Source organism: Paenibacillus lemnae, from assembly GCF_012933385.1.
GTDB lineage: Bacteria > Bacillota > Bacilli > Paenibacillales > Paenibacillaceae > Paenibacillus_AQ > Paenibacillus_AQ lemnae.
Map to the genome: position 1 here is coordinate 127,629 of NZ_JABBPN010000012.1, position 14,648 is coordinate 142,276.

Below are 14,648 nucleotides of genomic sequence, written 5' to 3' on the forward strand. Positions count from 1 at the left end.
TTACGCACAATAGAACGGAGGGACATGATGAAGAAACAACGATGCCGGAGGCTAACCTGCACGCTGCTGGCTGCGGTTCTGCTGCTGGCGTGCGTTCAGCTGCCCGCATATGCACAGAGTGCCGAAGGCAAGGCAACCTGGGTGTGGCAGACCGAGCTGATCCGGGATGGAGGCGAGCGTCTGCTTAGTTTTGCCGAGCAGGAAGGCATAAATCTTATATATCTGCAGATTGATCGGGAAATCCCGGCAGGTATTTACAATGATTTTATACAGGAGGCCCATAGGAATGAGATCCACATCCATGCGCTTGGAGGCGATCCCCGATGGGCACTGACGAAATATCAGGGCGATATGATCGGGCTGGCGGAGTGGGTGACCTCATATAACGAAGGAGCATCCCCTGAAGGGAGCTTTGATGGTATCCACCTCGATATCGAGCCGTATGTCCTTCCACAGTGGGAAACGGCACAGGGCGAGGTGATTGCCTCCTGGAGAGAGAATCTGCAGGCCTTTTTGGACAGGGCTTCTGGAACAGGTGTTGAACTTGGTATAGATATCCCTTTCTGGCTTGATGAGTTCACTCTGCCGGATGGAGGGAATCTCAATGCGTGGCTGATGTCTTCCTTTGATCATGTCACGGTGATGGCTTACCGGAATCAGGCGGAAACCGAGCACGGCATCCTGTACCTTACGAAGCAGGAGCTTGAGCTGGGAGACCGCTTGGGAACGAAAGTGCGGATCGCTGTGAACACCAAGGAAATGCCGGGTGAAGAGCATACGACTTTTTACAGTCTCGGTAGACAGCAAATGAATCAGACACTGGAGAATTTGTCAGGGACGCTGCGTGCTCATTCTTCTTTTGCAGGACTGGCCGTTCATGATTTTCGGTATTGGGAGAACATGTCGCAGACCGGGACGGAAGGACCGGCTGAGGGGCTCCCGGATCCGGACGTTCAGCCTGCTCCCGACCCGGGTACTGATCCAGCCCCGGATCCCGTACCAGATCCTGATCCGGTCCCTGGAGAACGTGTTCCGGATGCTGATCCGGTTACGCGAAGTGAGTCGATTCGGGGAACCTATATCTGGAGAGCGGAAGAGGTGATCCACAACAGCAGGGAAATTCTTGATTTTGCAAAGGAAAAAAACCTGAATTTCTTATACGTTCGTCTCGATCTTCAGCAGCCGTTCAGTGCCTACCGTTCTTTTATGAAGGAAGCTTCATCGGCTGGCATTGAGGTGCATGCCCTTGGGGGCCATCCAATTTGGGCTCTGCAAGAAAACAGGGACCGTATGCTGAAGCTGGTGAACTATGTAAAGGATTATAATCGTGTTGTCGAGGGAGATGAACGTTTTCATGGAATTCATCTGGACATCGAGCCGTATGTACTTCCGGAATGGAGTGCAGACAGCCAAAATGTTATTACACAATGGACGTCTAATATCGATGCTTTCGTTCGCGAGCTGAAGGCGGACTCCAGTCTTAAAGCCAGTATGGACATGGCGGTGTGGCTGGACAAGCATCCCGTGCCAGGAGAAGGGATATCGGTGAGTGAGTGGATGATTGATCGGATGGACCATGTATCGCTGATGGCGTTCCGGGACCGGGCCGAGGGCTCTAACGGCATTCTGAGCGTGACCCGCGAAGAGCTGGCCATTGCTGAAAGGCTGGGCAAGCCGATGCTGATTTCCGTGGAAATCAAAGAAAGCCATGAAGGCGGACATATTACATTTTATGAAGAAGGGGCTGCCTTTATGGAACAGGAGCTGGCGACCGTGCAGAAGCATCTGCAGCAGTCATCCTCCTTCCGTGGAAACCTGGTGCATGCCTATGAGTATTGGCGGGACGCAAGGCCATAAATGAATGATTCACTTCATCAAGCGAGAAAGGTGGAAGGCAGCTCCCGTGGAGCTTCTCTTCCGCCTTTCTTTCCTTTTCGTTCATGCGTTCGGTACGTTTCTTTGTGAATCAATTTGTTTAATACTTTTGTGCTATAGGAGATAAACTGTAATTCTGGTAATATAAACCTACTAAAGCCAGAAAGGGATGACCTGAGCGATATGTCAGATGATCAAAACCGGAGGAAAAATCTTAAAGTAATCACCTTTCAGAAAGATCGGGACGGCCTCGTGGAAACCGAAATGCCTAATGTTACATTTCAGGATGTCGGGGGCATGGAAGGTCTGAAGAAGAAGATTCGAATGAACTTCATTCTACCGCTGCAGCAGCCCGAGATGTTCCAAGCGTTCGGCAAAAACGCCGGGGGCAGCATGCTTCTGTACGGTCCGCCCGGATGCGGTAAAACATTCCTGGCTAAAGCGATTGCCGGGGAGATTAACGCCAATTTTCTGCATGTTGAGCTGCAGGCTATTTTGTCCATGTATGCCGGACAGAGTGAGCATAATCTGCATGATTTTTTTGAAAAAGCGCGTTCAGAAAAGCCCTGCGTCATCTTTATTGATGAGCTGGATGCGATCGGCGGAAGCCGTAACGCCATGCGTCAGCATCATGACCGTATGTTGGTCAACCAGCTGTTGACGGAACTGGACGGAATGCAGTCTTATAACCACGAGGTGCTCGTTATTGGCGCTACCAATACGCCCTGGTATCTCGATTCTGCGCTGCGCAGACCCGGACGCTTTAATCATTTGTTCTTTGTACCGCCGCCGGAAGCGCCGGAGAGGGAGTTGATTCTGCGTCTGAAGACCGATGGCAAACCGCAGGAGCAGCTGAATCTTGCCAAGTGGGCGGAGGCGACGCCGCATTTCTCCGGAGCGGACCTGGAGCAGATTGTGCGTGATGCTATAGAGCAGGCACTTGAACGCTCACTGGAGAGCGGCAGCATTCAGCCTATTACAGATAAAGATATGAAGCGAAGTATCAGCGGCCGAAAGGCGACGACATTGGACTGGTTTTCGACCGCGAAGAATTATGCTACCTTCAGTGATGTGAACCGGGATTACGAGAATGTACTGGAGTACATTAAAACCCACCGAATTAAATAACGGGAGGTGCGCCTGCACTTGAGCATTCAAGAAAGCAACAGTATGTCATATGACCGGATATTCAAACTCATGGACTGGCGCCGGTTCCCTGAAGCGATTGAAGAGGCGGAGGACTGGCTGAAGCGTGATCCCGAAAATCCGAATGCTTACGCGGTGTTGTCCCGCGTGTACTCACGAATGGGCGAATACAAGAAGGCACTGCACTGGTCACAGGAATCCCTTCGCCGGGATCCCGAGAATAGCCAGGCATGGTTTGTCAGAGTGTTCGCATTTTATGCTGCAGAGGACGACCGCAGATTCCTGAGCGCTGTAAAGGAAGCCAGACGCATTGATCCGGATGAGCCGCATTACCATTACTTATTATTTAACTATTACCATAGCAAGGGGAAGCTAAAAGAGGCAGAGGAGGAGATCCAGCGGGCGCTTGCTCTCTCCCCTGAGCATTCGCTATACCTGTCATCTTACAGCTACCTGCTCGCTAACTTAGGCAGGTTCGAAGAATCGGTGGCAGCAGAGAAAGCCGCGCTGGCCGCTGATCCTGAGCGGGATACGACGTTTCTGAATCTGGGATTGGCCGCTGATGCACGTGGTGAGCATAAGAAGCAGATTCAATATATGGAAAATGCGGTTCGCCTTGACCCGGAATCCAGCGAAAATCGCGAATTATATCTTCAAAGCCTGCAGAAGCAATACTGGTTTTACCGTCTGCTCCTGCTGCCAGCCTCCATACGTAAAATGAAACCCTGGCAAATCTTTGTCAGCTGGTTTGTTATGTGGGCCCTGTTCAAGCCGCTTATTATTCTGTTTATTATTCTCTATGTATGTTCCCACTGGATATCTGCTCTGCTGGTCCGCTGGAAGGTGTTTGGCTGGCGGTCCATGTTTCGCCGTAAAGTGTGACTCGCGGCAGCCGGGATTGTTTGCTGCTGTTCAACAATGACTATACAAAAACGCTGGATTTCCGGTTGTTCACCGAAATCCAGCGTTTTTGTGCTAATTTTGATGCTTTGATAAAGTGACTTTTACGTACAGGCCTTACCAGGCGTTCGAGCCAAGCCGGTCAATCGTGGCCTGAATGAAGGCAGGCTCATCATCCGGGGTGCGTGATGTAATCAGGTTACCGTCCGTAACCACTTCCTGATCTACGAAGCTGCCTCCCGCATCCTTCACCTCATCCTGAATACCTGGATACGAGGTTAGCGTCCGTCCATTGAGCAAACCGGCTGCCGCCAAAATCTGCGGACCATGGCAGATGGCTGAAATGGTGATTCCCGCGGAATCCGCTTCCTTGACAAATGCCTGGACATCTTTGTCATTCATCAGATGTGAAGGCGATTTACCGCCAGGTATAATCACAGCAGCATAATCAGAAGCCTTGGCATCCTGAGCCGCCAGATGAGATGTATAAGCCACCGTGCCTTTTTTACCCTTAAGTTCATCATCTTTTTTCAAGCTGATAATGACACCTTCATGTCCGTGCTTGATCATGGCTTCATATGGATTTTTCATTTCCGAATCTTCGAAATCATCTGCAAGCAGAAATGCGATCTTTTTTGCCTCCGTCATACCTGTTCACTCCTTCCAAATTTAACCCACTAACAGTTTGCGTCAGTATAGGGCAGTTCATGCTTTTTTTTACCCGTGTGAGCGTGTTTTCAAGCAGTGAGGGGGGAGAAGCTTGTAGAGTGCGGATGAAGCAGACCTAAGATCTACTTACGACGTCCATAAGAGAAAGTGGTTTACATTAAATGTAAATCATACTAAAATAGCAATAGTAAATATATTTGTAGTATTTAACCAATACAGGAGGGCGCTATGAATCGTGTAATGAAGACGATGATGTCTTTACTTATGGCTGTCGCAGCAATCTTTAACGTATTGCCTATCGCTGCAGCTACTCAAAATAACTCTACTCCAACTCCAGAATCAGGCATTATCAAACCTTACGCACAGGGCAGCCCGAACAAAGACGTTCTTGTTGTTTATGGAAACCCTTCAGCCATTGTACCAGCCTTCAGCATTCCAGCCCATTACGGCTGGGTTAAGGTATGGGTGAAAAACAATGGAAAGGATACAATTACGGTGACTGTTACTAAAGGTACAGAAACAGGAGTTGTAAAAATGCAGTTTAAAGTAGCGCCTGGCCAGCAGGGTTACAAACTTGCATCCAGTCCTTGGGCAATGGGGAATCACGTGGTCAGTATAAGTCCGGGTCAAGGTTATCCAGTCAAGGCGCAGTTGAACGTTAAGCTGGCAGGCGTTAAAACGAAGCTGTAAATGATTCCTGCGCTGCAGGGATCATTTTTTATATTCCACCGTACAGGCACGAATAGGCGGAGGCCTACATACAATGAACAGACTGAAAACCGAGCGCGGCAAGAGGCCGGTTGCATTGTATTCTTCAGGAGGTGTCCCCTGTGCCTGGACTGTTCACCGCAATAGCTTTATTCATTAAAGAGTTAAGCCTGTTAGTGTCGTATGTGAAGAACAATGCCTTTCCGCAGCCATTGACCGAAGAAGAGGAAGCAAAGCATCTGCAGCTGATGGCGGAAGGTGATGCCAACTCGCGCAACAAGCTCATCGAACATAATCTTCGGCTGGTGGCGCACATTGTCAAGAAGTTTGACAACACCGGCGAAGACCTGGAAGACCTGATATCCATAGGCACGATCGGCTTGATCAAAGCCATTGAAAGCTTCCGGACCGGGAAAGGCACGAAGCTGGCGACCTTTGCGGCCCGGTGTATTGAAAACGAAATCCTGATGCACTTGCGCAGCTTGAAGAAAACCCGAAAAGATGTATCCCTGCATGACCCCATTGGAACGGATAAGGAAGGCAACGAGATTACGCTGATCGATATCCTCGGAACAGAGGCCGATGATATCGTGGATAAGGTGCAGTTAAAGATTGAGAAGAGCAAAATCTACCGCAACCTCGATATCCTGGATGACCGGGAGAAGGAAGTTGTGATCGGGCGCTTTGGTCTGGAGCATGGGGGCGAGGAAAGAACGCAGCGGGAGATTGCTAAAGAACTGGGGATCAGCAGGAGTTATGTATCCCGGATTGAGAAGCGTGCGCTCATGAAGCTGTATCATGAATTTTATAAAGCGAAGAAGTGATAATAGCCCCAGCACTCCAGCACACAGAATACCGTTCGTAATATACGTACCAGTCGATATAGCTTCAAAAAATGAAACCAAACGGCAGAGATGTCGTTTGGTTTTTTCATGTTACATACTAGACACATGTAGAGCGTGTTTGGTTGGCTGATGAATAGTATAGTGTTCAGGCCATTGGCTGCCGGCAAACACGGCAAACGTAATCATTTTGTATGATGAAAATATGTTATAATATTGTTTGTTTTAGCGGTTATCGTATGCTGATGAGAGGAATGGAATTGAAGTTGACTGAAAATTTTTGGGGGGAATTACCTAAACCGTTTTTTGTACTTGCTCCTATGGAAGATGTAACTAATGTTGTGTTTCGTCATGTTGTGAGTAAAGCGGGTAAACCTGATGTTTTTTTCACTGAGTTTACAAGTACTGAAGGTTACTGTAATCCAGATGCTATATATAGTGAACGTGGGAGATTATACTTTACAGAAGATGAACAGCCTATGGTAGCACATATTTGGGGAAATAACCCTGATCATTATAGGGAAATGAGCATAGGGTTAGCTAAGCTTGGGTTTAAAGGCATTGATATTAATATGGGCTGTCCTGCTCATAACGTCGCAGCTAAAGCTAAGGGTAGCGGACTGATCTTACAGCCTAAGCTTGCAGCAGATATTATACAAGCTACTAAAGCAGGTGGATTACCTGTAAGTGTAAAAACTAGACTTGGCTATACACATGTTGATGAGTGGCGTGAGTGGTTATCACATATATTGCGACAAGATATTGCAAATCTTTCTATTCATCTACGAACCAAGAAAGAAATGAGCAAGGTGGCTGCGCATTGGGAGCTTATTCCTGAAATTAAACAGCTTCGTGATCAGATTGCACCCCATACATTATTAACGATAAATGGAGATATAGCTGATCGAAAAACGGGCTTAATGCTGGCAGAACAATATGGATTTGATGGAGTTATGATCGGTAGAGGTATATTTAAAGATCCATTTGCTTTTGAAAAAACACCTAGAGAGCATAGCAGAGACGAAAAAATAGAGTTATTAAACTACCACATTGATTTATATGATAAATATGCAACAGAACTAGAGCCGAGACCATTTGTTCATTTACTTCGTTTTTTCAAGATATATATTAATGGATTTGATAAGGCAGATGAGATGAAAAATGAGCTCATGCAAACGAAGTCAACAGATGAAGTACGTCAAGTGCTACAAAACTTTACTAATGATAGTGTTAAATAATCCCAATCGGGACCATCGGTCTGATCAAAGCAAACGGGCAAAGGCACCAGGCTTACGACCTGCGCCGCCCGTTGTATGGAGAACGAAATACTTATGTATCTTCGCAGCTTGAAGAAAACGCGTAAGGACGTATCCTTGCACGATCCTATCGGCACGGATAGAGAGGGGAAAGAGATTATGCTCATCGACATCCTCGGGACGACAGTCCATGACGTGGCTAAGCGTATGCTTCCGAAGTAGTTTTCTGCGAAAACTTTGTAAGTGCAGCTCAAGATCGAGAAGAGTATTATATGTAAAATTTATACATATTGGATGACCGTGAGAAGGAAGTTGCGATTGGCAGATTTGGATTGGTGCACGGCGGCGATGAGCGGACGAAGCGGGAGATAGAGAAGGAGCTAAGGATCCCGAAGTTATGAGAAGCCGGCGATGCCGGTTTTTTCAGTCTGCATGCATGATTGCTGCTATGGTATAATTCGAATATATGTTTTGCATTGGAGGGCTGAGCCAAGAATGAATCGTACACATGACCTAGGTAAGTTGATTAAACTGACAGGGGACCGTGCAAAACTGGATGCAAAAGCAAATGACACCTACATCGTTTATAAAACCAGGGATGGTGCATTTGTAAAAGAATACAGCAATGGCGAAATTGTTCGAATGAACGATCAGGATTTCCAACATGAATGATCCCTTGGCTACCATGTTTGTGTTTGCAGGAAATAATGGCAGCGGAAAGAGTACGATTCGAAATCTTATCATTGATAAACTAGGTGTGAGCGTAAATATTGATCCTGATGCGTTAGCACGAGGTATCGATATTGAAAACCCTGAGAGTCGAAAAGTCTCGGCTGGAAAAGAAGCGATTAAGCTCACAAGAGAATGTATTCATCAAAGACGAGATTTTACGGTTGAGACAACACTTGCAGGAGGCAATGTAATCCGTCAAATGCGTGAGGCGAAAGCGAATGGTTTTGAAATCATTATGTTTTATGTAGGACTTGGTGATGTTCGCCTTAACATTGAGCGCGTGGCTGCGCGTGTTCGAAATGGTGGTCATCATATTGAAACTGCAGATATACTGCGTCGACAACTAACTTCTATAAACAATTTACTCCACAATTTAGCACTCATTAATCATTTAATTGTTATTGATAATAGTGGTGCCGCTGGAGAAATTGTAATGGAAGCTGATTGGATGCAAATAAAGCAGTATACACCAGAATTGCCGGATTGGGTGGAAATGATTGAGCGAGCGCTCGTAGAGCGAAATAACTTAGAGGATTAGACCGATTAAGTCTATTGACTGTAATCGTTTTTTTTACATCAGGTTGTGTCCATAATGTCAAGAAGTTTGACAACACCGGCGAAGACCTGGAAGACCTGATATCCATAGGCACGATCGGCTTAATTAAAGCCATAGAAAGCTTCCGGACCGGGAAAGGCACGAAGCTTGCGACCTTTACAGCCCGGTGTATTGAGAATGAAATCCTGATGCATCTGCGCAGTTTAATGAAAACCCGAAAGGATGTATCTTTGCACGACCCCATTGGAATGGATAAGGAAGGCAAGATGGGCGGTAAGTAAGCACATAGTTGAGAGCTACCATGCCAACGTGAAGCAGAGGGGAACCTCTGCTTTTTTCGCATTCATACGGTACTGAGAATGTGCGGGATGAGCAAGAATGATCTAATATACCTGGTTAACAATAATTATTTTTGATTGAGATCTCCAGAATTAGTTAAGTACACACTATGTCCTGATATAAATCACTTATTCGTAGTCTTTTAGAACCGTTTTTTTAGTTTTAAAGTCAGGGAGGTTTTTTTAGGGCAAAACGACCAGTACGGAGGATTGATCAAATGCAACAAAGAAAACATCTTAAGGTATTAGCAACCCTGGTGCTTGCAGTGACAAGCACAGCTAGCTTGCCTTATGAAGTATCGGCGAAGACGGAGTCTAACCTGCTTGCCGCTACTTTGCCAGCACCCTCGGTTTCAGAAGCAAAGAGGCCAGCGAAAGAGGAACTACCACAAATTGAGAAAGAAGAGATCAGTAAGCGCACACTAAACAGTAAAAGATATCTTTTGAGTGACGGCAGTTACAAAGAAGTTATTTCGCTGACTCCTCTGCATTATCAAGACAAGGAAGGAGTTTACCAGGATATTGTACTCGATTTTGAAGAAAAGATTCTTCCAACTGTGTCTGACAGCGTTTATAAGGAATCAACACCACCCCAAGAAGTTACTCCACAAACATCCCTCGATATTCCTTTTGAACAACAAGAAGTGATATATACCTCACAAACAGTTCCTTACAGCATAGATATACATAAATCATTTCAAAAAGGATTTACACTCGGCCATAATGGCAGCATAGTTTCGTTTCTCCCCTTAAATACGATCCCTGCTGAAGTAGAGAACAGCATGCTGAGTAAAGAAAAAGCAGGATTTAAACAAGTCTGGACAGATACAGATGTGGATGTGAATTTAACTCCGAGTGGAGTTGTGCAATCCTTACATTTAAAATCTGACCAAGCACCGTCTCAATTCAATTTTGAACTTAAAGACAGTGTAGAACTATTTGAATCTGGAGCACTGAGGCTGGGTCAAGCCTGGGTGCAGGATGCTAGCGGTCAGTCCAGACAAGCCATCCATAAAGTGATACAGGAAGAAGACTCCAGTATTCTGGAAATCTCATACGATAAAAATGGCCTAGTTTACCCTGTTACGCTACATAGCAAAGTTAGCTGGTCCTCGTATTCACAAGAGTCAGGCGATCATAGCACCTCTATGCAGTTTGATCTATCCATGCTGCCGAAAGAAGTTGACATTCTGGGAACATCGCTGTCATTCAATGTATTGGATTTGAGTGCAGTAAGCGAACTGCACGTTCTACGCAATATAGAGCCAGTGGCGTTACATTCTGATGCTGGAAGCCAGCTCTATGAAGTTGATGCGGAGCATGCTTATGGACAACAAGCACTTTCCGACACGGGACTCCAGACCATTAAATTAGAAAAAGATCTGGTAACTGGCTGGCTATCGGGAGAATTTGATAATTACGGACTGAAGCTGCAGTTAAATGAACAGAATGAATTTATTTCTCTCTCCTCCGCAGATGAAGCAGATCTCTCATTAAGACCGATGCTGCAAATCTACTACACCGAGGGAATGCCGGACGTTCAAAGCGTGATGCAGGCAGCTATGCTCTTTACTTATTCCTATGACGAACAAAACAGGCTGCAGTTTATCGACTTCCCAACCGGCGACCGAATCCGGTTCACCTATGATTCCAGCGGTAATTTGATCCAAAGGGAATTCCTGCCGGTTCAATAAACAGTGCATAAACAACATGATTCATAATCTCAACTAAAGTCAAGTACTAGGCTTTATTCCATAGAAATGAGGAGAATAATCCGTGAAAAAAAGCATCATAAAGTTTATAAATATATGGCTGACGATCAGCTTACTGCTGATTCCTATCTCGACTCCACTAGCATACGCAGCAGAAGAGGAGCTGGCATTAGTCACAGTACCATCTGACATTCCGTATTCCATCTATGAAATAGCAGGGAACACACCATAATCTGGTGTACATGAAGGAGAACAAATATCTGAGGTATCCGGTACTCTCCGGAGAGTAGAGACAGATTTTTCTCTTCCAGGCAGAAATAATCTGGATCTCACGATACAAAGAATCTATCAAAGCAGTAGTTCTATGATTTGGGAGCCAAGCGCTGCGCCATCTACAGATAATTCAGGTGATGTCGTTTATTCAAATGAGAACGAATACTATACGTACCATGAGAAAACATCTAATCTGGGAATCGGCTGGTCCTGGGCATTCCCATCCATTGAACAGCGGGAAACAATGAGTTACCTCCATTTTGGGGACGGCACGGTTTACCCCATCGCTGATGGAGGTGAGGGACTGGTTGGTTACACACTGCAGGACGTAACCTTTGGTCCATCATCCGAGTTGTTGACCACGCAGGATGCCTCAGGAGCAGAGGTTAGTGAGCAGGCTGCTTACATGTTAAGTGATACGATGGGAACCGGAGTGTATTTCAACGCCACGGGCCAATGGATTGGAACCAAGGATGTGTATGACAACGTCATTCTGGTCCAATATACGAATCAAGAAGTCAACGAACAACAGTCTTTTCCACAGATTGATAAGATCATTGACACTTTAAATCGTGAAATTACGTTTGAGTACACGCCGGAATCCGTGGTGATCACTTATGCACCCGGCAAATCCTATACGTACAACAAGCGTCTCATCACCAACACGAACAAGAAGCGGGCTTTAACTTCTGTCATGAATGAGAATCAGGAAACGGTTGCTTATAGTTACAGGAAAAATATAGGGCGCTTTGATTACGATACTTCAGACTCTGAACCGGAAATCAAAACCACATATTATGACTTGATTGAAGTTCAATATCCCACAGAAGCCCGGTCTGTGTACGAATATACGTCAGAGCCTGCTGTAAAACGGCTTGGCAGCAGCGGTACACTTCAATACTACCGTGTGGCTAAAAGATATGAAGAGATTCGGGAAAGTATCTATAAGAAGAAGAATGTCATTGCTTACGATTATTCCGATACCACGGACTTTTCGGACCCATCTGTCCAAAGTTCTATCGTGAAATGGCGTTCTATCAGCAATCCTAACGATCCAACTCATATTGAGCGTGTGGAAAAAATTGCAGGAAGCTACACGCTTAACGCCGACCATCAGATTATTCATTCCGTTAGGGAGAAGGACGGAGAGTACAAGCAGGAAATCGATACTACATATGATCCGGCTAGTAAACTCGCGCTGTCTGTCACGGAATCCAATACGGATTATACGGTAAATCCTCCGCAAGCCGCAGCCAAAACCTTTACCTATATGTACGATACATATGGTAACGTACTGAGTTCTGCCAATCCGGCTGGACATACCCGTCAGTATACGTACTCCACGCAGTATCCTGGCCTGCTCATCAGCCAGAAAACATTGGTTTCAGGTATTACTGTGGACGATATTGCTTATACAGAGGATTCGCAGTATCCACAGATCAACATGGAGACTAGAAACTACAAGGACGACAATGGACAAATTGCGCAGCTGGAAACTTCTTATCAGTACGATAATTTTGGAAATGCAACAGATATATCTTTAGCGCTTGAGGATGGCAAGGTTCAGCATACAGAGATTGAATATGCACCAGCGGTCAAGCATGCTTACCCAACCAAAATCAAGCAGCACGTTACACAGAACGGCACCGATAAAGTGATAGAGGAGCGATATGAATACGATCTCCCAACCGGCCGTGTAACCCGTTATTATGACGGCAATGCCGTCCAGAAGGGAGCACCAGAAGATGCAGGTCAAAGCTATGAGTATGATCCTGTAGGGCGTTTGACTAAAATTACACATCCAAGATTACAGAATGAAGCGGCTTCAAGCTCCAGCACTTACAGCTATACGTACGATACGATTGATCAAACGATGATTATGCAGCATAGTGATGAGGAAGGACGTCAGACGAAGCAGATCTATGACGGAATAGGCAGGCCGTATCAGATTCAGCTTCAGCAAGAAGACGGCTTCTATCCTATAGAAACCAATCATTACAATGACCTTGGCGAGCTGGATTATATCCAGGATGGGGAAGGACACAAAACCTATTATGAATATCATGCCAACGGCGATCTGAAATCCGAGACGTCAGCTGAAGGAAGAGTACTGGGGTTTGCTTATAATGCTATGATGGAACAAGCAACCACCACCACAGACTACGGTGAGAAAATCACGACGACAACCGACGCCATTGGGCGGGAAACAGAAATGAAGCGAGAGGATGGCAGTACCGGCAGTACCATTAGCCATGGTACAGCGTATGAAGTGAACGGCGATCCGTTTGCTGCCCAAACCACCGATGGAAACGGAAGCGTAACAAGCTTTACTGCAAACGGACTGCACCGTCTGCAAAATGTGACCCAATCCGTTGATGAGCAGCAGCTTCAGACCACGTATCAATATAACAAGCTGGGCAGCCTGACATCCAAGGTATTTCCGGACCTCTCCAATATAGCCTATACCTATGATGAACTGGGCCGTCGGTTATCCAAGCAGGACTCGGTGCTGGGCACGGAGATGTATACCTATGACGACAACCACAACATCACGGGAGGGACAACTCGAAACGCGAAGTCGGTCCTGAATCAGTTTGATGAACGAAATCGTCTTCGATCCTGGAGCAGTGGAGACAAGAACGGCAGCTTTACGTATTATAAGAACGGTCTGCGTAAATCGATGACGGATGAAACCGGAACGACGCAGTATGTGTACCAGAACGACAATCTTTTGCAAAAGGTTACTTATCCGGACGGAAAGACGCTGGAGTACACCTATTATAAGAACGGTCTGCGCAAAACCATGAAGGATCCGTTCGGGGTCACTGCCACCTATATATACAACCAGGATAACCAGCTCAAAGAGGTGCGGACGGGCGGCAGCCTGGAAGCGGAATATATCTATCGGGATAACCTGGACACTACAGATCCGAATTATAAAAAATCATCACAGCTGTACCAGACCAAGCTGGCTAACGGACAGCTAATGACCACCTATCTTCGGGATGGATTTGGCCGTCTGAGCACGCTGACCCAATCGGGACCCGCATTTACCGAAACCTATGAATACGGGTATGATGATAACGATAATATTATCAGTCGGAGTGAGGGAACGACCAACGGTGAATTCACTTACGATGCATTGAACCGTATTCTAACCAGCACGGAAGGCAGCGAGATCTATACCTACGATGCCAAGGGCAACCGCCTGACCCTGCAGTCCAGTATCCAGTCCCCGCATACGGACAATGTGGAATACACCTATGATGATGCCGAGCAGCTGAGCACCGTCCAGCGCGGAGGAGCCGAGGTCACGTACAGGTACAACGGCGATGGCCTGATGACCGAGCGGACAGAGACTGTAAGCGGAGTTGCCACCACGACGTGTTATTATTACGATGGAATGAACATAGTGGCAGAAGGCAGCGTCCATGCCGGGCAGGTGACCTTTAAAGCCCGCTATGTGCGCGGTGCGCAGCTCATTTACCGGGAAGATGCCGAGGGCAAAGCGTACTATCTGCAAAATGGACACGGCGACATCACCGCACTGAGACAGGCAGACGGAACGCTGCTAAGTGAATATGCCTATGATATTTGGGGCAGCCCGCTTCCAGAAAGCGATCAGGAAGCTGGAACAGAGA

At 46.5% G+C, this 14,648-nt stretch carries 12 protein-coding genes and 2 pseudogenes; 13 read left to right on the forward strand and 1 reads right to left on the reverse strand.

Going from position 1 to position 14,648, the window contains the following annotated elements; translation table 11 throughout:
- Window positions 1-27: 27 nt before the first annotated feature.
- From HII30_RS13800 to HII30_RS13810, 3 genes are all read left to right on the forward strand, one after another.
- Complete coding sequence (locus tag HII30_RS13800; protein ID WP_169505617.1) at window positions 28-1,857, forward strand: hypothetical protein; 1,830 nt, start codon at window positions 28-30, stop codon at window positions 1,855-1,857.
- 201 nt (window positions 1,858-2,058) lie between these two features.
- Window positions 2,059-3,003, forward strand: coding sequence for an ATP-binding protein (locus HII30_RS13805; RefSeq protein WP_169505618.1), 945 nt, complete (start codon window positions 2,059-2,061; stop codon window positions 3,001-3,003).
- A gap of 18 nt (window positions 3,004-3,021) precedes the next feature.
- Window positions 3,022-3,903: a tetratricopeptide repeat protein gene (locus tag HII30_RS13810; protein WP_169505619.1), complete on the forward strand. Its 882-nt coding sequence runs from the start codon at window positions 3,022-3,024 to the stop codon at window positions 3,901-3,903.
- A gap of 135 nt (window positions 3,904-4,038) precedes the next feature.
- Here HII30_RS13810 and HII30_RS13815 read toward each other — a convergent pair whose 3' ends face one another.
- Entirely contained in the window at window positions 4,039-4,569 is a 531-nt protein-coding gene (locus tag HII30_RS13815) for a type 1 glutamine amidotransferase domain-containing protein (protein ID WP_169505620.1), read from the reverse strand.
- A 249-nt stretch (window positions 4,570-4,818) separates the two neighbouring features.
- Here HII30_RS13815 and HII30_RS13820 point away from each other — a divergent pair, with 249 nt between their 5' ends.
- The 10 genes and pseudogenes from HII30_RS13820 to HII30_RS13860 all read left to right on the forward strand — a co-directional run.
- A complete protein-coding gene (locus tag HII30_RS13820) occupies window positions 4,819-5,280 on the forward strand; it encodes a hypothetical protein (protein WP_169505621.1) in 462 nt (153 codons plus the stop codon).
- A 140-nt stretch (window positions 5,281-5,420) separates the two neighbouring features.
- Window positions 5,421-6,122 carry an RNA polymerase sporulation sigma factor SigK gene (gene sigK, locus HII30_RS13825; RefSeq protein ID WP_169505622.1) on the forward strand — a complete coding sequence of 234 codons (702 nt, stop codon included), beginning with the start codon at window positions 5,421-5,423 and terminating at the stop codon, window positions 6,120-6,122.
- 263 nt (window positions 6,123-6,385) lie between these two features.
- The gene (locus tag HII30_RS13830) at window positions 6,386-7,378 is read left to right on the forward strand and encodes a tRNA dihydrouridine synthase (RefSeq protein WP_169505637.1); all 993 of its coding nucleotides are present in this window, start codon (window positions 6,386-6,388) and stop codon (window positions 7,376-7,378) included.
- A pseudogene (locus tag HII30_RS21650) lies at window positions 7,375-7,797 on the forward strand (hypothetical protein); the annotation flags it as partial. The gene HII30_RS13830 and the pseudogene HII30_RS21650, both read left to right, overlap by 4 nt.
- A 94-nt stretch (window positions 7,798-7,891) precedes the next feature.
- On the forward strand, window positions 7,892-8,068 hold the full coding sequence (locus HII30_RS13840) for a hypothetical protein (protein ID WP_169505623.1): 177 nt from the start codon (window positions 7,892-7,894) through the stop codon (window positions 8,066-8,068).
- Complete coding sequence (locus HII30_RS13845) at window positions 8,061-8,666, forward strand: ATPase (RefSeq protein ID WP_169505624.1); 606 nt, start codon at window positions 8,061-8,063, stop codon at window positions 8,664-8,666. Before HII30_RS13840 ends, HII30_RS13845 begins: the two co-directional genes overlap by 8 nt.
- Window positions 8,667-8,680: 14 nt before the next feature.
- Window positions 8,681-8,947, forward strand: a pseudogene (locus HII30_RS13850) (sigma factor); the annotation flags it as partial.
- Window positions 8,907-9,041 (forward strand): DUF2080 family transposase-associated protein, encoded by a 135-nt coding sequence (locus tag HII30_RS22010; RefSeq protein ID WP_425495996.1) that lies wholly within the window; start codon window positions 8,907-8,909, stop codon window positions 9,039-9,041. The pseudogene HII30_RS13850 and the gene HII30_RS22010, both read left to right, overlap by 41 nt.
- A gap of 199 nt (window positions 9,042-9,240) precedes the next feature.
- Window positions 9,241-10,716 carry an RHS repeat protein gene (locus tag HII30_RS13855; protein WP_169505626.1) on the forward strand — a complete coding sequence of 492 codons (1,476 nt, stop codon included), beginning with the start codon at window positions 9,241-9,243 and terminating at the stop codon, window positions 10,714-10,716.
- A gap of 382 nt (window positions 10,717-11,098) precedes the next feature.
- Window positions 11,099-14,648: RHS repeat domain-containing protein (locus HII30_RS13860; protein WP_169505627.1), on the forward strand; the 3,550-nt coding region annotated here is incomplete at its 3' end.